This window comes from Massilia aurea, from assembly GCF_024753205.1.
Taxonomy (GTDB): Bacteria; Pseudomonadota; Gammaproteobacteria; order Burkholderiales; family Burkholderiaceae_D; genus Telluria; species Telluria aurea.
Genome location: NZ_JANUGZ010000005.1, coordinates 396,558 through 422,817, shown reverse-complemented (window position 1 = coordinate 422,817; position 26,260 = coordinate 396,558). Strand labels below are relative to the sequence as shown.

Sequence of the window (26,260 nt, the reverse complement as noted above, 5' to 3'; positions counted from 1 at the left end):
CATTCAGGCGCGATGGAGACCCCTATTTGTGCCTCTTTTCCAACGACTGCCCCGCCATGGATGCCAGCAGGGCCGCCACCACCGGCGCCGCATGGCCACCGCCCGTCAGCGCCGAATGGCTGACAAAAACGGCAAATGCCAGCCGGCGGGTCTGACCCGGCAAGCTGCCCTGCTCCAGATAACCCATGAACCAGACCGTGGCCAGATCGTCATTCCCTACCGGCGCGGTGCCCGTCTTGCCATACAGTCCGGGGCGCAGCGCAGCGAATGCAGGGCTGCGGAATGCACCGGCCGCCGTGCCGTAATCGATCACGCCCTTCATGCCGGCGCGTACGCGGTCCAGCCGCACGCCAAGCGGCGCGCCCTGGCTCGACGCTGCGTCGCGGTCGTCGAGCGCGAGCAACAGGCGCGGCGTCACGCTGCGCCCTTCGCCGACGCTTGCCGCCACCAGTGCCATTTGCAGGGGCGTGGTCTGCATGCGCAGGCCAATCGCCATCTGGCGCAGTTCATGACGGCTGTGGACCGGATCGAGCTGTGACGCGGATGCCGACAGCGCATCCCAGTCGCCCCAGCGGTAATCCGGCGGCAGCAAGCCGCCGTCCAGCCGCAGCGGCTGGCCAAAGCCCAGGCGCGCCGCCATCGCGGCCACCGGCCGCGCGGCGTCGAGCGCACCCGGCTCCAGCGCGGTGGCGCCAGGCATGCCGCCGTCGGGCTGGCCGAGCAGCGTGCGGTCGCTCAGTTCACCGGTCCAGGCAAACCACGTATTGACACTGTGCGCCATGGCGCCGGCCAGGCCCAGGCGCCCGTCCGCAGCGCGCGCGCCGGTGATCTGGTCGCGGAAATTGGTGATGCGGGCACGCGTGCCGCCCGCCGGGTAGCTGGGCGCATCGGTGCGGAAGTCGTAGCCGCCATCGCGCGCGATGCGGTCCACCTGCGCCAATGGCAAGCCGCCCAGCAGCGCATCGAGCTTCTTGTCACCGCGCGCGGCCTGCTCGAGTCCGAGCGCCGTGATCACCTTGAACGTCGAGCCAGGCGCGCGGTGGGCGCCGCCGTCATGCTGGAATGCGGCGATGCGCAACGGGCTGCGCGCCGGGTCGGCGCGGTCGAAGTCGCGGACCTCGGCCCAGTTGTCCGGCGCAGCAGTATTTCCACCACTCGATGCGGCGGCGAGGATGTCGCCCGTGCCGGCGTCGAGCAGCACCAGGCCGGCGCGCCGCTCGACGGGCGCGGGCTGGGCGCCACGGCAGACGCGCCCATCCCACTGGCCGCCCTGCTGGCCAATGCAGTCGAGCAGCACCTGGGCGCGCGCTTGCAGCGTCAGATCGAGCGTCAGGCTCGCCGCATGGTCGCTCCCGCCCAGGCGCGCCAGCATGCCGGCCACACTGCCGTCGTGCTGGCGATGCACGCCCAGCAGCGGCGCCAGGCCGGCCAGCGTGGCCTGGACCGACGGCGCGCCATCCTGCCAGAGGGCCTCGCCATTGCGGTCGACCAGGCGCACCGCGGCGCCGGCGGGCCGCACGCTGCGGCTGCCAGCAGGCAGCGCCTGCCACGCGAGCACGCCCCGCTCGACCTTCAGATGGCGATACGCCGCGTCGGCGCCGCCGGACAGTCTGGCCAGGTCGAGCGGCTCGATCTCGACCTTGACCGACGTTGCGCCCGGCAGCGGCGACAGCAGCAGGTGCGCGACGGCGCCCGCATCCGGACAGGCGCGCCCGTCGCAGACGCCACGGGCCGCCACCGTGGCGCCCAGTACACTGCGCACACGGCCGGCAACCAGCAGCTCCAGCGGCTTGCCTTCTGCTCGTGTGCTGAGGCTTACCAGACTGTCACGCCGCCCACCCTCCCAGCCGCCGACACGATTCCACGGCGCCCAGTCCTGCGGCAACTGCGCGAACAGGCGCATCGCCGCCAGTGGCAAGCCGGCCTCGCGCACGGCCGCGCTGCCTGACACTGCCGCTTGCCAGATTGTCGCTGCGCCGGGCCGCACGCGCCACGCCACTAGCCGCCGTTCGCTATTGAACACGCGCACCTGTTCGCGCACGAAGGCGCCGTCGGCCCGGTGATGCAGGCGTTCGAGCAGGCGCCGGTCACCGGCGTCGAGCTGGAAATGCTGCCACCCGGGCAGCGGCGCGCGTACGGATTCGTCGGCCTGGAGCCAGGCCAGCAAATCGCGCGGCGCCAGTTCGATCAAGCCGTCGCGGCCAAGGCGCAGCAAGCCGCGCGCCCGCAGCGCCTCGAACAGCGCCTGGTCTTCCAGGCCGGTACCCGGGACCAGCGGCACGGTCCAGACGCCGGGACGCAAGCGCAGCGACACCGGCGCGCCGGATGCCGGGAAGGCCTGCACGAGCGCTGCCGCCGCAGCCTGTTGACCAGGCTGAAAATGCTGCAGCACCAGTTCACCGGCCTGCGGGCAGGCGCTGCTCGGCTGACGCGTGAAGCGCAGCGCTTCGCCGCGCCACAACAGCCAGCCCGCACTGCCCAGCGCAGCCTGGCCCTGGCGCGCATGCGTCGCCACCCCGCCCGTCGCGTCGCTGATCCAGCTCGCGGTTTCAAACCCTGCGTTCCAGGCGATCGCCAGCCCCGCGCCCGCATTGCCCGTGATGTCGATGCGCGGCATGGCCGAACCGTCGCGCGCCAGCAGCACGCTGCGTGCTGGCCCATTGCTGCTGCGCGCGAGCGCTGCCGCTTCGCCAAAGGGATAGCCGACGCGCAGCGGCAGCAGCCGTCCGTTCGTCGGATCGAGCATTTGTGTGCACAGGTCGACCCGGACCGCCGGCCCGGCCTGCATGCCACTTGCAATGACGAGCGCCAGCGCGCCACGCTGCGTCAGTGACACTCCGCTGTCGGGCGGCACGACGAGTTCCAGGCCCGGCGCCAGCGGCTGCAGCGCTGCCAGTGCCTGCGCGCCGGGGACGTCCTGTGCATCGTTCGGCAACGCGCGCGCGTGCAGCGCCAGCGCGACCGCGCCGCCCATCACCAGCGCCAGCGCGGCCCAGGCCCAGGCCGGACCGAGCGAAATGGTCCAGCCCCGGCGCAGATTGCGGGCGCGCCGCCGTGCCGTGCGTGACGCGGCGATGTTGCGGGTCAGGGTGGCGAAGGGGCCGGTCATGCACGAGTCCAGTCGGTAGCGTGGCGCCCATGCGCCCTTGCGCAGGACTAGCGGAGGGCTGGTGAAACCGCTGAGCGCTTCAAGGCTGCGCGCACAGGTCCAGGGCCGTCCTGATGCAGCTCACCCCCCGTTTTCTGCCACTCGTCGCACGCCGCTGGAAGCGGTGCGGGGACGCGCCTACAGTACATACATCGACACACCACTCACCCACCAAGGAGAAGCAAAATGAACGTCCTCAAACACATGGAAGCCGTCTTCATCGCCGCCGCCCTGATCGCTGTTCCAGTCGGCTATCTGGCCAAGGTATCGGACGCCAATGCCAACTCGCTCATCGCCTTGAACGCAAGCAGCGCGGCGATTGCCAGCGGCGCCAAGGTCGCCACCGTGACCGTCACCGCCAAGCGCCTGAGCAACGCCGAGAAGTCGCAATTGCTGGCACTGGACACCGTCACCGCAGCGAGCCGGCTGTGACCGCGGTCGGTCGTCGCGGCGCCGCCAACGGGCGGCGCGCGGCGGCCAGGTGGACGGCAAACGCCACCAATCTGTGTCAGATGTAATAACTTGCTTCAGGCTTCGCGTCACCGATCCCGGATTGCTATATTCCGCTTATCCGCTTACGGATCTGGAGACGAACATGAAATCCCCGCTTATTCTTGCAGCCCTGATCGCCATTGGCGCGGCTGCCACCATCCCGCTGTCTGCACAGGCCCAGCCACATGTCTCGGTCGTGATCAGCAACGCCCCGCCCGCCCCTATCTACGAGCGCATTCCCGGTCCGCGTCACGGCCACGTCTGGGCGCCCGGCTACTGGGAATGGCGCGGCCATCGCCATGACTGGGTGCCCGGCCACTATGTCGTCGCGCGGCCCGGCTATGTGTACGCGCCGCCGAGCTGGCACCATCGCGGCAACCGCTGGGTGATGGAACCGTCGCGCTGGAACCGCGGCCCTGGCCACCACTACGGCCCGCAGCCCGTGTATGTGCGCGGCCCTGACGGCTATGACCGCGACCGCGGCTATCGGGACCACTACCGCGACCGTGATCGCGATCGGCATCACGGCAATGGCCGCGGGCGCGGACCGGACTTCGACCGCGACGGCGTCCCGAACTACCGTGACCGCGATCGCGACAACGACGGCATCCGCAACCGCCACGACCGGGACCGCGATGGCGACGGCGTGCGCAACCGCCACGACAGCCGGCCTGACAATCCTTATCGCCGTTAATTGACGCTGTTAATTCACGCTGTTAATTCACCTCCTGGCGTTTCAGGTGCTTGTCCAGAAACGCCAGGATCTTCGCGCTGGCCTCGGTCTGGTTTTTCTTCTTCGAGAAACCATGGCCTTCGTCGTCGAACACGACGTACTCGACGTCGACCTTGTTCTTGCGGACCGCTTCCACGATCTCGTCGCTCTCGGGCCGGATCACACGCGGATCGTTCGCGCCCTGGATCACCATCAGCGGCTTGATGATGCGGTGCGCGTGGAACAGCGGCGACGTCTCGACTAAAAATGCCTTGTCCTTGACCGGGTCGCCGATTTCGTCATACAGCGCCTTGCGCTGCGCTTCCCAATACGGCGGAATGCTCTCGAGCGTGCGCACCCAGTTACTCACGCCAAAGATGTCGATGCCGACCTTGAATGCCTCGGGCCGGAACGCCAGCGCCGCCAGCGTCATGTAGCCGCCATAGCTGCCGCCCATGATGCCGATGCGCTCGGGATCGATGTACGACTGGCTCGCCAGCCACGTCTTCGCTTCGATGCAATCCCACAGCGGCTCCATGCCGTGCTTGCGATCGTCCGCACGGAAGAACGTCTTGCCATAGCCTGAGCTGCCCCGGTTGTTGATGCCCAGGACCGCATACCCGTGATTGACCAGGTACTGGATCTGCGCGCTGTAGCCACGCATCGTCTGTCCGCCCGGCCCACCGTGCACGTACACCACCGCCGGCACTTTGGCGTTCGGCGCCGCGCCTTTCGGCTTGTAGTAGATCGACGGGATCACCGTGCCGTCGAACGACTTGAAGCGCACGACTTCGGCTTCCACCAGGTCGTTCGGATCGATGGCCGGGTTCAGGCTGCGCGTGAGCTGGGTCGTCTTCTTGCTGCCAAAATCGTGCACGTACAGGTTGTTCGGCGAGCGGTCGCCATTCAGATAGAACGCCATCAGGCGGCCGCTGGCCGACAACGTCACCTGGCGCATTTCGCCGCCCGGCAGTTTCGGCAGCGTGACCGGTTTGCCGGCGGCGTCGAACACGCGCACGTCGATGCTGCCGTCGCGGTTGACGATGCTGACCCGGTTGGCGCCATTGCGCGAGTAGCTGGTGTCGAGCAGGTCCCAGTCGGCTTTCTCGACATCGCTCGTCGCGCCGCTGGCCAGATCGTATGCGGCGATGCGCGTGAACTCGCCGCCGGCATTGGTGGTGAACAGCAGGCGTTTCGATTGCGGATCGAACGTGGCGGCCGAGTGGCTGGCCGGCGCCGTGTGCGGCGTGATGTGCTTCATCGTGCGCGTCGGCAGGTGATACACGTAGACGTCGCTGTCGGACGTGGTGCTGGACTTGTCGAACGCGAGCCAGTTGCCATCGCGGCTGATGTCCGAGACATTCATGCCGCTGTCGTTCTGGTACACCATCGTGCGGTCGTAGCTGCCCGCGTCGTACAGGTAGATGTCGAAGAATTTCGGATCGCGCTCGTTGGTGGCGACGTAGAAGCCGCTGCCATCGGGCTTCCAGCCGGCGAACGAAGCCTTCAGTTTGCCGGGCGTCAGGTCGCGCTCCTTGCCGCCCGGTTCGAGCACGTACAGGTGATTCTGCTCGTCGCCGCCCGTGTCGCGCGTAATCAGGATGCGGTCGTCGTTGTAGAAGTAGCCCACCGCGTAGGTCGAATCGCCGGTGGACGTGGTCAGCGCGCGCGGCGTGCCGCCGCCCACCGGCAGCGTGTACGCATTGAAGATGCCGGATGCGTTACTGCTGAACAGGATCTGCCGCTCGTCCTTGCTGAACGAGGCGCCGGTCACGGAGGTCGTCGCCATGAACTGCTCGATGGTGTAGCGCTTGACGTGCTTGCCCTGTTTGAGCGGTGCTTTCGCCAGCGGCTGCGCGCCGGGTTTCTCAACCTGCGCGCTGGACTGCAACGGCATCGACGCGGCGCCGACCAGCACGGCGAACAGGGACAATCGGACTGCATGGCGGAACGGACGCATCGCTTCTCCTCAGGTTGGACAGCATCGGTCCAGTGTTTCAAAAGTCTTAACTTCTGTCAACGAATCAAGATCGGTTATGCTCTCGCCATGAACGACCTGAGCCTTCTGCGCGCCGCCGCATTCAAGACCGAACTGGCGGCCAGCCAGCGCCTGATGGCGCGTGCCGGCCTGAGCGAGCTTGAGGCCCTCACCCGCACGCTGACGCACAGCGCTGGGCTGGCCGGCCTGAAAAATTTGCTGGCCGAACGCGCGGCGTTGCGCCTGCATGCGGCGCAGCAGTCAGACCGACGCGCGGCGCTGGCCAGTGCATCGCGCACGCGGGGTACTGGCGCCGGCAAGACGGCGTGGCGCGCCTGGTTCGACGGCTCGGCGCGTCCGAATCCGGGGCGCTGCGGCATCGGCGCCGTGCTCGAAGGCCCCGGCGGCGTGCGCGTCGCGATCTCGCACGCCGCCGGCTACGGCAACAGCAGCGAAGCGGAATATCTGGCCCTGATCGCCGTGTTGGACGCCGCCGTGACGCACGGCGCGCACGACGTGCTGGTGGTGGGCGACAGCCAGGTCGTGATCGACGACGTGAATGGCCCTGCCAGCGCAAGTGCGCCCAGCCTGCGTGACTACCGCGCCCGCGCCTGCGCCCTGCTCGAGCGCCTGCCGCAGGCGCAGCTGCGCTGGATCCCGCGTCATAAGAATTTCGAGGCCGATACGCTCTCGCAGCGCGCCGTGCCGCCTCTTTTACCGGAAACATCAACATGTTAGAACGTACTCCGACCGACTTCGCCGCCTGGCGCACACAACTCATTGCGCTGGCGGCGCAGGATGCCGGCACCGACGGCGCCCACGACGGCGCCCACCTTGACCGCGTCTGGCGCAACGCCCAGGCCCTGCTCGCGCACCACCCGGAAGCCGACCGCCTGGTGGTGCTGGCGGCCAGCTATCTGCACGACCTGGTGAACCTGCCGAAGAACGACCCCGCGCGCAATCAGGCGTCGCGCCGCTCGGCCGAACTGGCGCGCGAGTTGCTCGCGCCGCTTGGCTTCCCGCCCGAGAAGCTCGACGCGGTCACCCATGCCATCGAAGCGCACAGCTTTTCGGCGGCGATTCCCGCCACCACGATCGAGGCGAAGATCGTGCAGGACGCCGACCGCCTCGACGGCCTGGGCCTGGTGGGACTGGCGCGCATGTTCTACATCGCGGGGCGCATGGAAAGCGGCCTGGCGCATCCGACCGATCCGCTGGGCGACGACCGCGCGCACGACGATCGCCGCTACGCGCTCGACCACATCGTCGTCAAGCTCGACAAGCTGCCGGACATGATGCAGACGGAAGCTGCGCGCGCCGTGGGCCGCGAACGCCTCGAACAGCTGATAACGTTCCGCGCGCAGTTCGCAGCCGAATGGAGCGGTATCTAACCGTTCTTAACGGCATGCAGGCGTTGCCGCAATGCTAAGATAGGCGACCGCCAACCGCCGAGGTGTCCATGACCAGTACGACCACCGTGCCGCAAGCGTCCAGCGGCAACCTCAATTTCGTGCTGGTCTGCGTGTTCATCGACATGCTCGGCATTGGCCTCATCGTGCCCGTGCTGCCGCTGCTGGTCGGGCAGTTCGTCGAAGGCGCCGACATGCGCGCGCTCTGGTACGGCGTGCTGGCCACGGTATTTGGCCTGCTGCAATTCCTGTTCATGCCGGCGCTGGGCGCGCTGAGCGACCGCGTCGGCCGGCGCCCGGTGCTGCTGTATTCGATGGGCGGCATGTGCCTGAACTTTCTCGTCACCGCCTGGGCCCCCAGCCTGGCATGGCTGTTCCTCGGACGCGTCATCGGCGGCATGTCGTCGGCCAGCATGTCGGTGGCCTCGGCCTACGCATCCGACATCTCGACCCGCGAAAACCGCGCCAAGAGCTTCGGCAAGATCGGCGCCGCCTTTGGCCTGGGCTTCATCTGTGGCCCGATGCTGGGCGGCGTGCTTGGCGAAACCAACCTGCACTTGCCGTTCTACGTCGCCGCCGCGCTCTCTGGCGCGAACCTCGTATACGGCTACTTCTTCGTACCCGAGTCGCTGGCGCCCGGCGCGCGCCCGCCCTTCGCATGGGCGCGCCTGAACCCGTTCACGGCGCTGCTGCGGCTCGTGCGGCGCCAGGACATCCGCGGTCTTGTCGTCGCGGTGTTTCTGGCGACCTTCGCGCAGATGATGCTGCAATCGACCTGGGTGCTGTACACCACCTTCCGCTTCGACTGGACGCCGCGCGACAACGGCCTCGCCCTCTTCTGCGTGGGCCTGACGTCGGTCATCGTGCAGGCCGGGCTGCTGGGCATCCTGATCCGGCGCTTCGGCGAACTGCGCCTGGCCCTCCTGGGCCTGGGCTCGGGCGCCGTGACGTATGCCGCTTACGGCCTGGCGACCGAAGGCTGGATGATGTATGTCTTCATCATGTGCAATGTGCTCGCTTACGCTGCCGGCCCGGCGCTGCAGGGGCTCGTCTCGAAATCCTCGCCGCCCGACCAGCAGGGCGAGTTGATGGGCTCACTGCAGGCGATCGGCAGCCTCGCCGTCATCATCACGCCACTGCTCGGTACGGGCATCCTCAGCGCCGTGAGCCACTTGCCGCAATCGGACTGGCGCGTCGGCAGCAGCTTCTACCTGTGCGCCTTCATGCAACTGCTGGCACTGATCGTGGCCTGGCGCTACTTCCGCAACCACAAAAAAGAAGAAAGCCGGGGTCAGGTCTGACATTAGAAAGCCGGGGTCAGGTCTGACATTCGGACACGACCTCGGCATTAAGCACTTGCTTGGATGATGATTGCGCAATTTTCGACGTGGGTTCAGATACCAGTGCGTGAATTAGTACCTTTTTGAAGAAATAGTGCTGAGGTCGTGTCCGAATGTCAGACCTGACCCCGATGTTTAGACCTGACCCCGATGTTTAGACCTGACCCCGATGTTTAGAGCCATTAAAACGTCAGCTGATACGTGAGCGTGGCGCGCAGCGGGCCGGCGAAATAGAAACGACGTCTTTCCAGGCCTGTCACCGGGTCGGCGTACGACGGCTCGAAGCCTTCATTCTCGCGCAGCAGATTGGCCAGCGACAGCCGCAGCAAGCGCTTCGCATCGATGCGCCAGGCGGCGTACGCGTCCAGGTCAGTGCGCGGCGCGGTGTAATAACCGCGATTGGCCGTCACGCGCACCTGGCCATTGCGCTTGTGCGCCACGCTGCTGCCCAGCGTCAGTGCGCCGCGGCGGTAATCGATCCCCAGGTTGGCCGACAGTGGCGTCTGCCGTTCGAGACGGTTATCGGGGCCCGGTACGGATTCGACGCGCGACCAGTGGCGCGCCACGCCCGCCCGCACGTCGATCTCCGGCGCGTCCGCAAACAGGGACTTGAGCGGAAACTTCGTTTCCAGTTCCACTGAGCGGGTCTCGGCGCGGCCGTCGTTCACCGGCGTGAAGATCCAGCGGTAGCCGTCAAAATAAATGCGGTTGCTCGTGTAATCGTCAATGCGGCGCAGCGAGGTGGCGATCGACACCATCGCGTTCTCGGCCCAGTAATGCTCGTACCCGGCGTCGATGCCCCACGCCAGTTCGGGTTTGAGGTTCGGATTACCCTGGAAGTCGGCCTCGGTGGCGCTGTTGTTTTCAAACGCCTGGCGACGCGGCAGCAGGTTCCACAAGTCCGGCTCCTTGTAGGTGCGCGTGAGTGCAAAGCGCATCTGGTCGCCCTTGCGGCCCGGGATCTTCCACAAGGTCTGCATGACCGGGCTCCAGACCCCGGAACCGGAGCGGGTCGAGGCAAACGAATTGCCGGAAGCGCGCGTGCGGATGCCCTCCCAGCGCAGTCCCAGGTACATCGACCAGTGCGGCGTGATGTCCCACTCGTCCTGGGCATACATGGCCAGCCGGGTCACGCGCGCCTCGAACGTTTCGTCCAGCGCCAGCCCGGACGGAAACGTGCGCACGCGATCCTGTTCGATGCGCGTCTCGTCGCGCCAGGTGACGCTGCCGTCCCAGCCAGTGGCAAGCGCGTGACCGCTGCCGAGCTTGCGCATCGCCTTGCCGGTCGAATTGATGCCGCGGTCACGCCGCGCACCGTCGATACGGCCATCGGTCTCGGGATTGCCGGCCGCGTCGCGCCCATCGCGCAAACTCACATTCTCGCTGCGCTCACCCGTCAGGCCAAGCTTGGCTTCGATGCTGGCCCCGGACGGGAAGCCCCGGCTCCAGCGCAGGTCGGTGCGCGCCGTTTCATCATCAGCGCGGTAATGCGAGACCAGGTCGGGCGCAGGTGGCGGGCCGCCGATCAGGGTGGTGACAAGAGCATGGCCACGGTTGCGAAACCGGGTCACGTTCACAAACGTTTCGGACGTGATCTTGTCGCCGCCAGCCAGTGTCCACTCCAGGCGCGGCGTCAGGTTCAGGCGTCGCATGCGGCCACGTTCATCGGTCGCCGTCGTGCGCAGCAGGTCGATGGCGCCGTCGGTTCCCGTGTTCTCCAGCACCATCCCATTGACGCGATCGAGCCGTTCGCTCACGCCATCGCCGGCCAGCGACCAGGCGAAGCCCTCGCGCCGGTCACTCAGTTGCAGGGACGCGTTCGGCCCCCTGAACACATCCGAACCGAGCATGCCCAGCTTGAGTTCGCGCTCCCTGGTTTTGGCCACGTGGCGCAGGACGATGTTGACCGTGCCGGCCACCGCCTGCGTCGACAGGTCTGCCGTCGCGGCGCGCAGCACCTCGATGCGCTCGACCACCTCGGGCGACAGCGTGTCGAAGCTGAAGTTGCCGGGCGCCCGTTCGCCGTTGATCAGTACCTGCGTATAGCCGGCACCCAGGCCACGCAGCTGGATCGTTCCGCCCTGACCACTGCTGCCGTCGATCGTCACACCAGGCACGCGCCGCAGCGCATCCAGAATGGAGCGGTCACCGTAGCGCGTGAGTTCGTCGCGCTTGATGATGGTCCGGGTGGCGGTATCGTCGCGACGCGCATCGTAGCCGGCAGCGCTGCCCCGGATGTCCACCTGCGGGATGCCAGGTTCAGTCTGGGCAGCCGCCGGTATCGGGACGCTTGCCGCGATCAACAGAGACACGGTGTAGTGCATTGGCAGTTTCATCACGGCGGCTTCTCCAGGTTATTGAACAGGCCGGGTCAGAATATGCCACTTCATAGCAAAGTGTAAACGTAAATATGGAAATTTTTTATTCTTTCAAATCGCAGACCTTATTGCTAGCGGATGGAACTTATAAATAACAGGGAAGCGCATGCTTGCGCTGTCCGCCATCCCTCGGCTACCTGCGGTACACTCGCCTCAACAGTGTTAAAAGCGGCAACAGAATTTCCGTCTGACATGCCCAGCTATAATGCGCACTTTTCCGCGAAAGGCGATCGACCGTGTCCAGACTCAAAGTCCTGCCCCAATATGTGATGCCGAAGCAGGCAATGACCAACCTCGCCGGCCGCGTTGCCGGCCATCGTGGCGGGTCGATGACGACTGGCCTGATCCGTTGGTTCGTGGGCAAATATGGGGTCGACATGAGCGAAGCGGTCAATCCGGACATCGCCAGCTACCCGAGCTTCAACGAGTTCTTCACCCGCGCCCTGCGCGATGGCGTGCGCCCGCTGGCGCAGGCCGATTATGTGTGTCCGGTCGATGGCGCGATCAGCCAGTTCGGCGATATCGACGATCACCAGATCTTCCAGGCCAAGGGCCACAAGTTCACCACGGCCGAACTGGTCGGCGGCGACCAGACGCTGGCGGCGCACTTCCAGCACGGCCACTTCGCCAACGTCTACCTGAGCCCGAAGGATTACCACCGCATCCACATGCCGTGCGACGGGCGCCTGACGCGCATGATCTACGTGCCGGGCAAGCTGTTCTCGGTGAACCCGACGACGGCGCGAGGCGTGCCGGGGCTGTTCGCGCGCAACGAGCGCGTCGTGTGCGTGTTCGACAGCGACGAATTCGGGCCATTCGTGATGACGCTCGTCGGTGCAACGATCGTCGGCAGCATGGCCACCGTCTGGCATGGCGTCGTCAATCCGCCGCGTATGGCGCGCATCTGCGACTGGCAATATGAGCCGGGCCAGGTCACGCTGAAAAAAGGCGACGAGATGGGCCGCTTCCTGCTCGGCTCCACTGTCGTGATGCTGTTCCAGAAAAACGCGATCCGCTTCAATCCGGCTTGGGCGCCCGAGGGCAAAGTGCGCCTGGGCGACGTGATGGGCAATCGGCCGCTGCGCTGATCGGTCTCAGGCAGCGTCCGACGCGCCGTTCTCCAGCGCGGCCTTCGCCCTGAAGGCCGCAGCGATCTGTTCCGGCCCATGACCATGGGCCGTACAGGTCTCTTCCATCATCGCCAGGAATGCGCGCGTCTTGGCTGGCATCAGCTTCCGGCTTGGGAACACCGCCCAGCCATTCGCGGTCGGCATTTCCCACTCCGGCAGCACCCGCACCAGTTCCCCCGTCTGCATATACGGTTCGGCAAACAGCGTCGAGCTGAGCGCGATCCCGGCGCCACGTGCGGCAATGCGCGCCAGCAGGTCCGGCGAATTGGCGGTCAATCGGCTTGGCAGCGCGCGCTGCCAGCGCACCTTCCCGCGAATCAGCGTCCACGGCATCGGGCCGCCGCTGCGGCTCAGGATGCACAGCACATCGTGCGTGGCCAGGTCATCGGGATGCTCGGGAATCCCGTGCCGCGCCAGGTAGGCCGGTGATGCGAACAAGCCCGGCTGCTCGAGGATGAACGGGCGCGCACTGAGCGTGGCGTCGTCCGGCAAGTCACCCATGCGGATGGCGATGTCGAAATTCTCGGCCACCAGATCGACGCGGCGCGGCGTCAGATCCATCTCGAGCGTGACGGCCGGATAGCGTTCGAGAAAGCGCGCGATCACGTGATTCAGCGTGCTGTTTGCGAAGTCGCCCGGCGCCGAGATGCGTAGCTTGCCACTTGGCTCGCCCTGGCGGTGCTGAGCCAGTGCGCCGGCCGCCTCCACTTCATCGGCCAGGCGCCGCGCGTGTTCATACAGGCTGGCGCCGAATTCCGTCACCACCAGCTTGCGCGTCGTGCGCTGCAGCAGCCGCTCACCGAGGGTCGTCTCGAGCAGCGCCAGGCGGCGCGACACGGTCGACTTCGGCAAATTGACGCGGTCGGCTGCACGCGTGAAGCTCCCGGCCTCGACGATGCGGGCAAATAGCAGCAGGTCATTCGGTTCGACATCCATGATTGTCCCATTAGCAGAATAATGTTATCCATTTTACGGGCTTTCGCATTGTTTTTGGAAAGACTAAAGTAGACCCATCGCTACTCCAACCACGAAGGGACCACCACCATGAACATCCTGCACATCACCTCGAGCATCCGCGGCGACGCTTCCGAATCGACCCGCGTCACGCAACAGATCGTCGACAAGCTGGTCGCGGCCAATCCGGGCGCGACCATCGTGCGCCGCGACCTGGGCGCGGCCCCGGTGCCGCTGCTCGACGGCGCTGCTCTGGGCGCGCTGTTCACGCCGGGCGAGCAGCGCACCGCCGCGCAACTGGCGCGCGTGGAGCAGGACGACGCGCTGATCCTCGAAGCGCAGGCGGCCGACGTGATTGTGCTGGGTGCCCCGATGTACAACTTCTCGATGCCGGTGCAGCTGAAAAGCTGGTTCGACGCGATTGCCCGCGCTGGCGTGACGTTCCGCTATACCGAGACCGGTCCGGAAGGCCTGCTGAAGAACAAGAAGGTCTACGTGGCGGCAGCGCGCGGCGGTGTCTACGAAGAGGCGCAGGATCCGCAAGTGCCGCAGATGCGCGCGCTGCTGGGCTTCCTGGGTCTGGTTGACCAGACCTATATCTACTCGTCGGGCATGGCGATGGGGCCGGACGCCGTGGCTGCGGGTCAGGCAGCGGCCAATGCCGCCATCGAAGCGGCGCTGGCATAACATCCGCACTACCCCGGCCGCCATCAGGCGGCCCAACCATCAGGAGAACAGATTGACCACTACCGTCACGCAGCCAGTCACCAAAGCGCCTCTCGTCAAAAGCCGCGGCGTCGAACGCATCATCAACGGGCAGTTCGTGATGGATGGCGCGGGCGTACGCATCAACCGTATCCTGACTGGTCCCCTGCAGCGCCGCCTGGACCCGTTCCTGATGCTCGACGCCTTCGGCAGCGACAAGCCGGGCGACTACATCGCCGGTTTTCCGGAGCACCCGCACCGGGGCTTCGAGACCATCACCTATATGCTGGCCGGGCGCATGCGCCACCGCGACAGCGCCGGCAACGAAGGCCTGGTCACCGATGGCGGCGTGCAGTGGATGACGGCCGGGCGCGGCGTGATCCATTCCGAAATGCCGGAGCAGAACGCCGGCCTGATGGAGGGCTTCCAGCTGTGGCTCAACCTGCCCGCGAGCGACAAGATGACGGCGCCGTGGTACCGCGACATCCCGCTCGAGGAAGTGCCGCGCCTGACGACCGCCGACGGCGTGAGCGTGCAGGTGATCGCCGGCCGCACGCACGGCATCGACGGCGCGGTGCAGCGGGCGCATACCGAGCCGCTGTATCTCGACCTCGAGATTCCCGCCGGCGTGACGTTCGAGCAGCCAATTCCGGCCGGGCACAATGCATTCGTCTATGTGTTTCGCGGTGAAGCCGTCATCGACGGCAAAGGCGTGCCGCAAACGCGCATGGCGATCCTCGACAATGCCGCCGGCGCGGACGGCGTGCGGATCAAGGCGATCGCAGCGACGCGCCTGCTGGTACTGGCCGGGCGCCCTTTGAGCGAGCCGATCGCGCAATACGGACCGTTCGTGATGAATACCCAGGCCGAGCTGCATCAGGCGGTCGATGATTTTCGCGCCGGGCGTTTCGCGTAAGCGCTTCGTCAGCGGCCACCCTGCGTACCTGGCAGGCATGCGCTACACTCTCGGGATGACACAAGCGCAACACAGCCTGCCATGGCACTGCTAGACACCCTGGGCGACCTGCTCGCCCGCGCCAGCTACGCGCTGGGGCTGGAAAACGCCGACCGCTTCCCGCGCGGTCACGCTTCCCCGTACACCCGCTGGAACAAGGCTTACTTCGACATCCCGTCCGACCTCAAGGCCGAGCGTATGGAAACCATCATCTGCGCGGCCATCGCCAACACGCCCTATGTGTTCGGCGAGATCCGCAATCCCACGCCCCGCATGCAGCGCGCGCTCCTGGCCATCATCGAAGCGCGCCTGCGCCGCGCCGACGCGCCGGCCGATCTGGTGGCGCTGCTGATCAGGGCGTACCGTCAGCCGCATACGCCCGACATCGTGCCGGGCCTGCGCGCGACGATCGCGGCCAATGCGCAGTTCGATGCGAATATCCAGGCGCATGCGGTGCTGGCGTATCTGGGCGATGCGCCGGCGGGGTTTGGCGTGATCGAGGCGCGCGGCTAGTGCAGCCAGCATGCGTCAACGCTGGCATTTACCGATAAAATACCGCCACCCATTTTCTCTTCAATCACACTGCCCATGACTTCGCCCCGCCAGTTCCAGTTCAAATCCATCAACTACACCGGCCTGCAGCCGGGCCCGCGCGTCATCATCATGGGCGCGACCCACGGCAACGAGGTGTGCGGCACCAAAGCCATCCGGCGCGTGATGGACGAGATCGACAGCGGCGCGCTGCACATCGCCGCCGGCAGCGTGACGTTCGTCCCGATCGTCAATCCGCTGGCGTACCAGCAGGTCACGCGCAATGGCGACCGCAACCTGAACCGCGACCTGTTCCCGAAGGCGAACCCGCAGGATTTCGAAGACCAAATCGCGAACTGGCTGTGCCCGCTGCTCGGCCAGCACGACGTGCTGCTCGATATCCACTCGTTTGCCGCCACGGGCGAGCCGTTCGTGATGGTCGGTCCGCTCGACAATGACGGCACGCTGCAGCCGTTCCGCCACGCCGAAAAAGAACGCGCGTGGGCGCGCCGTCTGGGCGTGCGCCGCTTCGTCGATGGCTGGCTGGCGACCTATGGCGACGGCGTGCAGCGCCGCAGCCGCAGTGCCGACGAACTGGAAACCGTCTTGCGCTACGGCGTGGGCACCACTGAATACATGCGCAGCACGGGCGGCTACGCGCTGACGCTCGAAGCCGGCCAGCACGACGATCCGGCCGCGCCCGATGTGGCCTACCGCGCGATCATGAATACGCTGGCGCACCTGGGCTTGATCGCCGCGCCCGACCCCGTGCCCGTTGATTTTGACGCCATGGAAGCGCTGTCGATGGTGGTCGTGCACGACAAGCTGCACGCGGATGACGCGTTCTCGCGTGCGTGGAAAAGCTTCGATCCGGTGGCCGAAGGTGAACTTATCGGCACGCGCGCCGACGGCACGCCAGTCACCGCCGAATTCGGTGGCCGCATCCTGTTCCCGGCCGCCAGCGCCGCCGCCAATACCGAGTGGTATTACCTCACCCGCACAAACCCCCTGTTCGGACGCGAGCAGGGCTGAGCTTCACGATGCCGCTGATGATCAGCGCGTTCGGCAACAGGCGCAGCGCGCCGGTCCAGATGGCGTAGGCGGCACCCTGCGGCGAAAATCGGACCCCCGCCAGCAGACTTTTTTTGAATATCGTAAGATGACGATATTCGGATCGAAAGATCCCGATATAAGGAACCAACCGATGGACATCGACGCGATCCACAAAGCCCTGGCCAACCCGGTGCGGCGCCAGATCCTGCAGTGGCTGAAGGATCCGCAGCTGCACTTCAGCGAGCAGGAACATCCGCTCGAGATGGGCGTGTGCTGCAAGCTGATCGATCAGCGCACCGGCCTGTCGCAATCGACGGTGTCGGCGCACCTGACCACGCTGCAGCGCACGGGCCTGGTGGGCACACGCCGCGTCGGCCAGTGGGTTTTTTATCATCGCAACGAGGAAGCCATCGCGGCCTTCCTCGCCCAATTGAACGACGCAATCTAGGAAAACAAGATGACTACCATGTTTGATCCGATCAAGGTCGGCGCCCTCGAGTGGCCAAACCGCATTGTGATGGCCCCGCTGACCCGCTCGCGCGCCGATGCCGGCCGTGTCCCCAATGCCCTGATGGCCGAATACTATGTGCAGCGCGCGTCGGCAGGCCTGATCCTGTCCGAAGCCACCTCGGTCACCCCGATGGGCGTGGGCTACGCCGATACGCCGGGCATCTGGTCCGACGAGCAGGTCGAAGGCTGGAAGCTCGTGACCGACGCCGTGCACGCCGCCGGCGGCCGCATCTTTTTGCAGCTGTGGCACGTCGGCCGCATCTCCGACCCGTCGTTCCTGGACGGCCAGCTGCCGGTGGCCCCATCGGCCATCAAGCCGGACGGCCACGTGAGCCTGCTCCGCCCGAAGCGTGAATATGTCACCCCGCGCGCGCTGGACCTCGAAGAAATCCCGGGCATCGTGTCGGCCTACCGCAAGGGCGCCGAGAATGCCAAGCTGGCCGGCTTCGACGGCGTCGAAATCCACGGCGCCAATGGCTACTTGCTCGACCAGTTCCTGCAAGACTCGACCAACCAGCGCACCGACGCGTACGGCGGCTCGATCGAGAACCGCGCACGCCTTCTGCTGGAAGTGACCGATGCCTGCATCGACGTCTGGGGCGCCGACCGTGTCGGCATGCACCTGGCGCCGGCACGCGACTCGCACGACATGGGCGACTCGACGCCGGCCGAGACTTTCGGCTACGTCGCGCGTGAACTGGGCCGCCGCAAGATCGCGTTCATCTTCACCCGCGAAGGCGAGAGTCAGGATGAACTGGGCCCGATGATCAAGAAGGAATTTGGCGGCGTGTGGATCGCGAACCAGCAGCTGAGCAAGGAAAAGGCCGAAGAACTGATCGCCAGCGGCACGGCCGATGCCGTCTCGTGGGGCCAGCTGTACATCGCCAACCCGGACCTGGTGGAACGCCTGCAACTGAACGCACCGCTCAACAAGCCGAACCCGGACACGTTCTACCATCCGGGCGCGACCGGCTACACCGATTATCCGGCGCTGCCGGCCACGGTGTAAGCATCCCTTTCTCCGCGCCCTCGCCCGCTGTCGCCGGCGAGGGGCGGCGCTTCTTCGAACAGGACCTGCGGGTCCTGTTTTTTTTGGCGCAGTCAACGTTAAATAGAGCCGAGCGATGAACTGATCAGCGGTCCCATGGTCCAACGCCTGTCCCCAGCGTCAGGAGTCGATCATGAAAGCGCCCCGTTTCAAGAACTGGTTTGCCAGGTTGCCAGCGCTGAATCAGCCACAGCGCCGGCAAGTGCTCGACGCCCTGCATCCCGCAGCTGGCCTCGACCAGGTAGTCGCACTGATCGCGCAAGCCAGAGCGCCTGCGCGCTGCTGCCCCAGTTGTGGCAACGAACGCTGCAATCGGCACGGATTCGCCAGCGACCTGCAGCGCTTTCGCTGCTGCGCCTGTGGCCGCACGTTCAACGACCTGAGCGGCACGCCGCTGGCGCGACTCAGGCACAAGGCCAAATGGCTCGCGTACTCGCAGGTGCTGCTCCATTCACTGTCCGTACGCAAGGGCGCAGACCAGGTCGGCGTGCACCGCAACACGGCATTCAGGTGGCGCCACCGCTTTCTCGATTGGGTCAAGCTCGACCGGCCTGCATCGCTCAACGGCATCGTGGAGGCCGATGAAACATTCCTCCTCGAATCGCAAAAAGGATCACGCACACTCGACCGCCCGCCACGCCGACGGGGTGGCCCCGCGCCCAAGCCTGGTATTTCCCGCCATCTCGATTGCATTCTGGTGGCGCGCGACCGGAATGGCCGCACCATCGATGCCGTGACTGGCCGTGGCGCACTGACAGCCACCCAACTCGAACGCGATTTGCTGCCCAGGCTTGATCCGCAGGCGCTCCTGGTCAGCGACAGCCACGCCGCGTACCGGGCCTTTGCACGCAAGCACAGGATTGCGCACGAGACCGTCAATCTGCGCGCCGGCGTGCGCGTCAGGCATATGGGCAGCCGCGCCATCCACGTACAGAACGTGAACGCGTATCACGGGCGTTTCAAGGACTGGCTACGAGGCTTTCGCGGGGTGGCATCGCGCTACCTGCCCAATTACCTGGGGTGGCGCTGGGCCCTGGATAGTGGGCGGGTCAGTTCCGCAGAACAGTTGTTCTGCATCGCAGTCGGCGTCATCAACAGATAAGGTTGACTGAGCCTTTTTTTTCGTATTGACGCTTGAATGAAGCATATGTATGCCATATGCATGCGTGAAAAAGGATCATCGTGATGGGTGTCCAGCCACGAACGTTAGTGATATTCTTGCGCGATTGTTAGATTGTTACTGCGCGCACGTGTCGATGCGCCTACCGAGAGAGGATTTTCAGTGAACGTTCCAGCACACCGCGCCATGGCGCTTGCCATCGCTTCCGCCATCGCCTTGGGCGGCGCCGTCCACGCTGCGCCGGCGGCCCAGGGCGCGCGCGCCGAGACACCGTTCCTGTCGCAGGTCGACGCCTTTGCCCGCTCCGCACGCGTATCGAACGTGGACTATGTGCTGGACTTCACGCTGACCGGTAAGGAAACCTTTGCCGGCACCACGACCGTCACCTTCGACCTGAAGGATGCCGACGCGCCGGTCACGCTTGACCTGAAGGACGCCACTGTCAAATCGGTCAGCGTCAACGGCAAGCCGGTCGCCACGCGCTACAACAAATGGTTCGTCACGCTCGACGCGGCCAGCCTGGCCAAGGGCCGCAACACGGTCGTCATCGATTACGAGCGTCTGCACAGCACCAATGGCGAAGGCCTGCACCGCATGGTCGATCCCGCCGATGGCCGCATCTATACCTATTCGCACTTTGAGCCGGTCGCGGCCCAGCAGATGTTCGCCGTATTCGACCAGCCCGACCTGAAGGCCAGCTACACGGTGTCGGTCACCGCGCCGCGCGACTGGCACGTGGTCACGACCACGCGCGAGACCAAGATCGACGAGCGTGGCGCGAACCGCCACTGGACCTTCAAGACCACCAAGCGACTCAGCCCGTACAACTTCTCGCTGCACGCCGGCCCGTACCAGGTCTGGGAAGACAACAGCGGCAAGTACCCGATGCGCCTGTTCGCGCGCCAGTCGCTGGCCAAGCTGGTGGTCCCGGCAGACTGGTTCCGCCAGACCAAGGCCGGCCTCGGCTTCTTCGAAGAATACTTCGGCGTCCCGTATCCGTTTGAGAAATACGACCAGCTGATCGTGCCGGACTTCCTGTACGGTGCGATGGAAAACGCCGGCGCGATCACGTTTGCCGAAGCGCGCTACGGCGTGGGCAATATGACGGCCGAGCAGAAGCAGTCGCTGACCGAAGTGATCATGCACGAGATGGCGCACCAGTGGTTCGGCAACCTGGTGACCATGAAGTGGTGGAACGGCCTGTGGCTGAACGAAAGCTTCGCGTCCTTCATGGGCGTGCTGGCGACGGTCGAATCGACCGAGTTCAAGGATTCGTGGCAGAAGTTCTACCAGAGCGGCAAGCAGCGCGCCTACATCCAGGACCAGACTGCCAGCACGCACCCGATCGAAGTGCCGGTGCCGTCGTCGAGCAATGCCTTCGACAACATCGATGCGATCACCTATTCCAAAGGCGGCTCGACGCTCAAGCAGCTGCGCCACCTGCTGGGCGAAGACGTGTTCCGCAAGGGCGTGCACAATTACCTGGTCAAGTACTCGTGGAAGAACGCGACGCTCGACGATTTCATCGGCAGCCTCGGTGAAGCAGCAGGCCGCGACCTGTCCGGCTGGACCAAACAGTGGCTGTACAACGCCGGCGTGAACACCATCGCCGCGAACTACAGCTGCAGCGGCGGCAAGATCCGCAACTTCACGCTGACGCAGACCGCGCCATCGAAGGACCTGCCGACGCTGCGCGAACAGCGCGTGCAGATCGGCGCCTTCAAGATCGACGGCGGCAAGCTGACGCTCGTGAAGAACGTCCCCGTCACCTACACGGGCGCCAGGACCGCGGTGCCGGACATGAACGGCACGGCCTGCCCGGATCTGGTCTACCCGAACTACCAGGACTGGGGCTACGCCAAGGTCAAGCTCGACAAGCGCTCGTTCGCCACCGCGCGCACCAGCCTGGCCAAGGTCGACGATCCGCTGCTGCGCGCGATGCTGTGGCAGAGCCTGTGGGATGGCGTGCGCGACGCCGAGATGCCACTGAACGACTTCCTCACCGTGGCGCTGAACAATGCGCCGCTCGAGAAGGATTACACGCTGCTGGGCGATGTGCTGGGCAAGGTCAGCGAGTCGAAGGCCTACCTCGATGCGATGAACCTGGATAACGCCTACACGCGCCAGACCACGCTGGCACTGGAAAAGATGGCATGGGACGGCGTGCTGGCCAACAAGGGCAATGCCGACTTCCAGCGCCGCTGGTTCAACCAGTACGTGAGCGTTGCCAGCAGCCCGGATGCGCTGACACGCCTGGCCGGTATCCTGGGCGGCCAGGTCGATGCGGGCGGCGTGCCCGTGGGCCAGCCGCAGCGCTGGTCGATCATCGCGCGCCTGAACCGCTACAACTATCCTGGCGCGTTCGACCTGATCGCGCAGGAGTCCGCACGTGACAAGTCGGACGCCGGCCAGATCGCGGCCGTGGCGGCCACGGTCGTCCGCCCCGACGCCGCAGTCAAGGCGGACTGGGTCAAGCAGATCGAAGACCAGAAAACGGCGTTGCCGTTCTCGCGTATCCGCACCGCGATGGGCAGCATCTTCCCGGCCGAACAGGGCGCGCTCAACGAGCGCGATGCCGATGCGCGCCTGGCGCGCTTGCCGCAGGTGGACAAGACGGGTGGTCCGGTCTTCATGCGCGCATATGCGGGCACGATGATCCCTGCCACCTGCACGCCGCAAAGCGTGGCGCGCCTGAGCCGCGCAGCAGCCACGATGACGGACCTGTCGGCGTTCACGCGCCGCACGTTGCTCGACACGCTGCAGGACGATCAGCGCTGCGTGGCGATCAAGGCAAAGCTGAGCGCACCAAAAGGCTGATCGCCATATGCTGGGTGAAGGGGTCCTGACGCCGCGCCGCACGCCCGGCTGGCCGCTTGTGGTCACCGTTGGCCTGCACCTGCTGCTGGGCTGGTGGTGGTTGCAGGCGACGGGCGTGCGGGTGCTGCCGGCGGTTGTGTCGGCGCCCCGTGAATTCATCGTGGTGGCAGTGCTGGCGCCGGCGCCTTCACTTTCTTCCACTGCCCCCGCCGCCGCATCGTCATCACGACCGCGCGCAGCGCAAGCATTTCCTGCGCGCGCTGCCCCACCGGCGCCGCCAGTAGCGCCACAGCCCATCACGCCAGCACCTGCAGACAGCGCGCCGCCTGCGGCCACGAGCGAACCCGCCGCAGAACCGTTCCCGACCCCGCCCGGCTCAGCACAAGACACCGCCGTCACAGGCGACGACAGCCTGGCCAGCCGCGGCAAACGCACGGCAGGCGCGGTCGATCACGAGCTGCGCAAAGGGAAGCTGGCGCCGCTCGACCCAGGCGACAACAAGTGGCAGCGCTTCGCGGAGGCTGTCAGCAATGCCCGTGTGGACACCTCGCGCACGTTGGTATCGGAAAGTTATACGGCGCCGGACGGCGTCGTCGTGTACCGCTTCCGCCTGGGCGGGCGCACCTGGTGCCGCACCGGTGGTGGCATCAGGCCGAGCCCGTTCGGCGCCCAGGTAGGCGGCGCAACCTCGTTCGACACGGCCGGCGGCGGGGGCTTCGCCGGGACGATCGAGTGCCCGACCCGGGTGCAGTTCAAGCGCGACTGAGCCGCTGACAAGCCGCGCGCGCTCGCCATCCACCGCCATCCTGCCCTGCCGTAAAATGGCCGGACTTGCGGCCCCTTGCCGCTCACGGAGACAACACATTGGACTGGGATTACCCGCAACCGTTCATCCTGGCGGTGACGCCACAGGCCGGCGACATCGATGGCCTGAACCATACCAATAATGCGGTGTACGTGCGCTGGTGCGAGCAGGCCGGCTGGGCGCACTCGAACAGTCTTGGCCTGTCACTCGACGACTACCGGCGCCTGGACCGGGCGATGGCGATCCGGCGCGGCGAATACGATTACCTGCTGCCCACATTTGTTGGCGAAGCCCTGCGCCTGGCCACCTGGCTCGTTGGCGGCGACGGCAAGCTGTCGATGGAACGCCGCTTCCAGCTCGTGCGCGACAGCGATGGCGCCACGGTGCTGCGCGGTCGCTGGGACCTGGTCTGCATCGAACTGTCGAGCGGCCGGCCGCGCCGCATGCCTGCTGAGTTCCTGGACACCTACATGCCCGTGATCGTGGGCGGCCCGCCTACAGTATCTCGTGCACGCGTGTGAACGGCCGGCATAGCCGCACGCCGTTGGGTGTCACGACAAATGGCCGCTCGATCAGGATCGGGTGCGCGGCCATCGCGTCCAGCAGCGCAGCGTCGCTGATGCCCGGCTGGTCCAGCCCCAATTCGGTGAAAACCGCTTCCTTGCTGCGCACGGCCTCCCGCACTGAGATACCCGCATCGGCAATCAAGCGGGTCAGCGTGTCTCGTGTTGGCGGGTTGACCAGATAGTCGACGATCTGCGGTTCGTGACCGGCGTCGCGAATGGCGGCCAGCGTGTTGCGCGATGTGCCGCAGCGGGCATTGTGGTAAATCGTGATGGCCATGGTCATAGCAACGGTGTTTTTCTCATCATAGTGTGGCGAATCGGACAACGACATGATAACCACAGCGCATACCCGTCACCACTATTTTGCTTGTGACCCCTTCCGGCGCGGGCTAGAATCGCACGCTTGATTTTATCGAGCGTGAGAACTGCAGCCCTTGCAGATGACTGACGCCACCCTCCGGAGACCCGATGACTGACTACCTGCTGCGCCCTGCAGCCCTGCCCACCCTGCGCCAGCGCGCGGCGCTGCGCGTACTGCAGTGTTTCGGCTGGAAGGTGTTCTTCAAACCGTTGCCAGGGCCGCACGGCGTCTGCGTCATCTATCCGCACACGTCGAACTGGGATTTCCCGATCGGCCTGCTGGCGACGTGGGCCATGGGCACGCAGTTCAAGTGGCTGGCCAAGGACACGCTGTTCCGGGGGCCGATGGGCCGCCTGATGCGCCACTGGGGCGGTGTCCCGGTCGATCGCAGCGCGCCAATGGGCGCAACGCGCCAGCTGGCCGACACCATGCTCGCTGCGCCATCGTTCTGGATCGGCATCACGCCGGAAGGCACGCGCGCCTACCGCCCCAACTGGAAGAGCGGCTTCTACCACCTGGCCGTCACGGCCAATGTGCCGATGGTGCTGGTGCGTTTTGACTATGGCAAGAAAGAGCTGAGCCTTGTCGACACGATGACGCCGACCGGCGACGTCGAGCGCGACATGGACGCCATCCGCGCCGTCTACGTAGGCAGCCAGGCGCTGTACCCGGAGAATGCCGCGCCGATCGTGCTGGCCCCGCCACGCGACGAGCAATCTGCGCAGCGCAAGCGCGCCTGACACCGTTCAATGGCGGTAAAAAGGTTCAGCCTTGTAGCGGGAACTGGCCAAGCTGCAGGAAGAGACCAAACCAGTCCTCCATGTGCCAGGTGGTGGTGATCAGGCCGCCTTCGAGCGTGTGAAACTCGTGCAACCGGAAGCTGACTTTCTTGCCGGTGGGCGCGATGCCGAACAGCTCGCCCAGATGCGTCCCGCTGATCTCCGCGCGCACCGCGACCTTCCCGGGTTCCTGAATCGTGTCATGGATAGTGATGTGCACGTCCGGAAATGCGGCCGCCAGCATCCGGATGATCGGCTTGATGCCAGCAGGACCGGGGCCCTGGCCCGGGGCCAGCGGAATGTCCTCCCACGCCGGGGCGAGCACGGCATCGACAAGATCCGGGTTCTGTTCGCTGAATGCGCGGTACAGCGTTTCCACGACGGTGAGTTCGGTGCGTAGCTGGTGCGACAAGGCGGTCGTTGATATCGTCATCGGAAGGATCTGCTCGAAGTTGAATGAGGCGCCAGTGTGTTCTGCGCGACTCAATCAGTCCAACAAATAAGCGATATACCGTATTATTCGCTCCATGGATTTTCATGGCCTGGATTTGAATCTGCTGGTCGCATTCGACGCGTTGATGAACGAACGCAATGTCACGCGTGCTGCGACCCAGGTGGGCGTCAGCCAGCCGGCAATGAGCGCCGCCTTGTCACGGCTGCGCACCTTGTTGGGCGATCCCCTGTTCCAACGCAGCAGTGCCGGCCTGGTTCCCACCGCACGCGCACGCGATCTGGCATTGCCCGTGGCTGCGGCCCTGCGTCAGATCGAGCTGGCGATGCTGACGCAGCCTGCGTTTGAACCCACGACGGCGTCGGTGACGTTCAGACTGGGCCTGCAGGACTACCCCACGCTGGTCCTGCTGCCGGCGCTTGTGGAAGCGCTCGAACGCGCCACGCCGGGCATATCGTTGAATGTGCTCGCGTATAACGACCGGGATACAGCGGTCGATCTGCTCGATGCCGGATCGATCGATGTTGCCATTGGCGTGGCGCCGACCGTGATGGATGCCCGCGTCATGACCCGGCCACTCATGCGCGATGCGTTTGTCACGATCGTGTCGACCGACCATCCGGCGGCTAGTCATCCGATGGATTTGCGCACCTATCTAGACCTGCAGCACGTGCTCGTGTCACCCGAAGGGCAGTTGCATGGTCTTGTCGATCAAACCCTCGCGCAGCAGGGCAAGCAACGCAAGCTTGCCTTGACCTTGCCACAACTGTTTGCCGTGCCTGCGGTCATTGCGCGCACCAATATGGCTGCCACCATCCTCAAGCGCGTAGCGGATGATTCGCTGGCCAGCCATCGGCTTGTCATGTTCACGCCACCTTTGGTGCTGCCGGAAATCACGTTTCACCTGATATGGCATCGCCGTAGCGACAGCAACCCCGCACAACAATGGTTCAGGGAATTCATCGCGCAGCAGTCAGCCGCCTTGTAATCATCCGTTGCGTTGAAGGCAGCAGCGCGC

Annotated in this window: 24 protein-coding genes; 18 read left to right on the top strand and 6 right to left on the bottom strand. The window is 65.6% G+C overall.

The window, feature by feature from the left end:
- Positions 1-22: 22 nt before the first annotated feature.
- Positions 23-3,109: a penicillin-binding transpeptidase domain-containing protein gene (locus NX775_RS21265; RefSeq protein WP_258837777.1), complete on the bottom strand. Its 3,087-nt coding sequence runs from the start codon at positions 3,107-3,109 to the stop codon at positions 23-25.
- A gap of 225 nt (positions 3,110-3,334) precedes the next feature.
- Between NX775_RS21265 and NX775_RS21260 the strand changes: the two genes are divergently transcribed.
- Positions 3,335-3,580: a hypothetical protein gene (locus NX775_RS21260; RefSeq protein ID WP_258837776.1), complete on the top strand. Its 246-nt coding sequence runs from the start codon at positions 3,335-3,337 to the stop codon at positions 3,578-3,580.
- Between the two features lie 163 nt (positions 3,581-3,743).
- Positions 3,744-4,334 (top strand): YXWGXW repeat-containing protein, encoded by a 591-nt coding sequence (locus tag NX775_RS21255; RefSeq protein ID WP_258837775.1) that lies wholly within the window; start codon positions 3,744-3,746, stop codon positions 4,332-4,334.
- Positions 4,335-4,356: 22 nt separating this feature from the next.
- On the opposite strand, the gene NX775_RS21250 is transcribed toward NX775_RS21255, so the two are convergent.
- Positions 4,357-6,312, bottom strand: coding sequence for a S9 family peptidase (locus tag NX775_RS21250; protein WP_258837774.1), 1,956 nt, complete (start codon positions 6,310-6,312; stop codon positions 4,357-4,359).
- An 87-nt stretch (positions 6,313-6,399) separates the two neighbouring features.
- Between NX775_RS21250 and NX775_RS21245 the strand changes: the two genes are divergently transcribed.
- The 3 genes from NX775_RS21245 (at position 6,400) to NX775_RS21235 (ending at position 9,040) form a co-directional block, all read left to right on the top strand.
- Complete coding sequence (locus tag NX775_RS21245) at positions 6,400-7,068, top strand: ribonuclease HI family protein (protein WP_258837773.1); 669 nt, start codon at positions 6,400-6,402, stop codon at positions 7,066-7,068.
- Complete coding sequence (locus NX775_RS21240; RefSeq protein ID WP_258837772.1) at positions 7,062-7,721, top strand: HD domain-containing protein; 660 nt, start codon at positions 7,062-7,064, stop codon at positions 7,719-7,721. The genes NX775_RS21245 and NX775_RS21240 overlap by 7 nt, the downstream gene beginning before the upstream one ends.
- A 68-nt stretch (positions 7,722-7,789) precedes the next feature.
- Entirely contained in the window at positions 7,790-9,040 is a 1,251-nt protein-coding gene (locus NX775_RS21235) for a TCR/Tet family MFS transporter (protein ID WP_258837771.1), read from the top strand.
- Positions 9,041-9,261: 221 nt separating this feature from the next.
- Here the strand turns inward: NX775_RS21235 and NX775_RS21230 are convergent, their stop codons facing one another.
- The gene (locus tag NX775_RS21230; RefSeq protein WP_258837770.1) at positions 9,262-11,415 is read right to left on the bottom strand and encodes a TonB-dependent receptor plug domain-containing protein; all 2,154 of its coding nucleotides are present in this window, start codon (positions 11,413-11,415) and stop codon (positions 9,262-9,264) included.
- Between the two features lie 296 nt (positions 11,416-11,711).
- On the opposite strand from NX775_RS21230, the gene asd reads away from it, so the two are divergent.
- Entirely contained in the window at positions 11,712-12,545 is an 834-nt protein-coding gene (gene asd, locus NX775_RS21225; RefSeq protein ID WP_502572607.1) for an archaetidylserine decarboxylase, read from the top strand.
- A gap of 6 nt (positions 12,546-12,551) precedes the next feature.
- Here asd and NX775_RS21220 read toward each other — a convergent pair whose 3' ends face one another.
- Positions 12,552-13,523 (bottom strand): LysR family transcriptional regulator, encoded by a 972-nt coding sequence (locus NX775_RS21220; RefSeq protein WP_258837768.1) that lies wholly within the window; start codon positions 13,521-13,523, stop codon positions 12,552-12,554.
- A gap of 108 nt (positions 13,524-13,631) precedes the next feature.
- Between NX775_RS21220 and NX775_RS21215 the strand changes: the two genes are divergently transcribed.
- From NX775_RS21215 to NX775_RS21170, 10 genes are all read left to right on the top strand, one after another.
- Positions 13,632-14,228: an FMN-dependent NADH-azoreductase gene (locus NX775_RS21215; protein WP_258837767.1), complete on the top strand. Its 597-nt coding sequence runs from the start codon at positions 13,632-13,634 to the stop codon at positions 14,226-14,228.
- A gap of 139 nt (positions 14,229-14,367) precedes the next feature.
- Positions 14,368-15,162 carry a pirin family protein gene (locus NX775_RS21210; RefSeq protein ID WP_258837863.1) on the top strand — a complete coding sequence of 265 codons (795 nt, stop codon included), beginning with the start codon at positions 14,368-14,370 and terminating at the stop codon, positions 15,160-15,162.
- Positions 15,163-15,243: 81 nt separating this feature from the next.
- A complete protein-coding gene (locus tag NX775_RS21205) occupies positions 15,244-15,714 on the top strand; it encodes a hypothetical protein (RefSeq protein WP_258837766.1) in 471 nt (156 codons plus the stop codon).
- A gap of 75 nt (positions 15,715-15,789) precedes the next feature.
- Complete coding sequence (locus NX775_RS21200) at positions 15,790-16,764, top strand: succinylglutamate desuccinylase/aspartoacylase family protein (RefSeq protein ID WP_258837765.1); 975 nt, start codon at positions 15,790-15,792, stop codon at positions 16,762-16,764.
- A 172-nt stretch (positions 16,765-16,936) separates the two neighbouring features.
- Positions 16,937-17,233: an ArsR/SmtB family transcription factor gene (locus tag NX775_RS21195; RefSeq protein ID WP_258837764.1), complete on the top strand. Its 297-nt coding sequence runs from the start codon at positions 16,937-16,939 to the stop codon at positions 17,231-17,233.
- Between the two features lie 9 nt (positions 17,234-17,242).
- Complete coding sequence (locus tag NX775_RS21190; protein WP_258837763.1) at positions 17,243-18,304, top strand: alkene reductase; 1,062 nt, start codon at positions 17,243-17,245, stop codon at positions 18,302-18,304.
- 172 nt (positions 18,305-18,476) lie between these two features.
- Complete coding sequence (locus NX775_RS21185; protein WP_258837762.1) at positions 18,477-19,445, top strand: IS1595 family transposase; 969 nt, start codon at positions 18,477-18,479, stop codon at positions 19,443-19,445.
- Positions 19,446-19,625: 180 nt separating this feature from the next.
- Positions 19,626-22,280 carry an aminopeptidase N gene (gene pepN / locus NX775_RS21180; RefSeq protein ID WP_258837761.1) on the top strand — a complete coding sequence of 885 codons (2,655 nt, stop codon included), beginning with the start codon at positions 19,626-19,628 and terminating at the stop codon, positions 22,278-22,280.
- A 7-nt stretch (positions 22,281-22,287) separates the two neighbouring features.
- Positions 22,288-23,046: a hypothetical protein gene (locus NX775_RS21175; RefSeq protein ID WP_258837760.1), complete on the top strand. Its 759-nt coding sequence runs from the start codon at positions 22,288-22,290 to the stop codon at positions 23,044-23,046.
- 98 nt (positions 23,047-23,144) lie between these two features.
- Entirely contained in the window at positions 23,145-23,606 is a 462-nt protein-coding gene (locus NX775_RS21170) for an acyl-CoA thioesterase (protein ID WP_258837759.1), read from the top strand.
- Here the strand turns inward: NX775_RS21170 and arsC are convergent.
- Positions 23,581-23,928, bottom strand: coding sequence for an arsenate reductase (glutaredoxin) (gene arsC, locus NX775_RS21165; RefSeq protein WP_258837758.1), 348 nt, complete (start codon positions 23,926-23,928; stop codon positions 23,581-23,583). The two genes, NX775_RS21170 and arsC, sit on opposite strands and share 26 nt — an antisense overlap.
- Before the next feature lie 191 nt (positions 23,929-24,119).
- Here arsC and NX775_RS21160 point away from each other — a divergent pair, with 191 nt between their 5' ends.
- Positions 24,120-24,752, top strand: coding sequence for a 1-acyl-sn-glycerol-3-phosphate acyltransferase (locus NX775_RS21160; protein ID WP_258837757.1), 633 nt, complete (start codon positions 24,120-24,122; stop codon positions 24,750-24,752).
- A gap of 25 nt (positions 24,753-24,777) precedes the next feature.
- On the opposite strand, the gene NX775_RS21155 is transcribed toward NX775_RS21160, so the two are convergent.
- Entirely contained in the window at positions 24,778-25,224 is a 447-nt protein-coding gene (locus tag NX775_RS21155) for an ester cyclase (protein WP_258837756.1), read from the bottom strand.
- Between the two features lie 94 nt (positions 25,225-25,318).
- On the opposite strand from NX775_RS21155, the gene NX775_RS21150 reads away from it, so the two are divergent.
- Complete coding sequence (locus NX775_RS21150; protein WP_258837755.1) at positions 25,319-26,230, top strand: LysR family transcriptional regulator; 912 nt, start codon at positions 25,319-25,321, stop codon at positions 26,228-26,230.
- Positions 26,231-26,260: the final 30 nt, after the last annotated feature.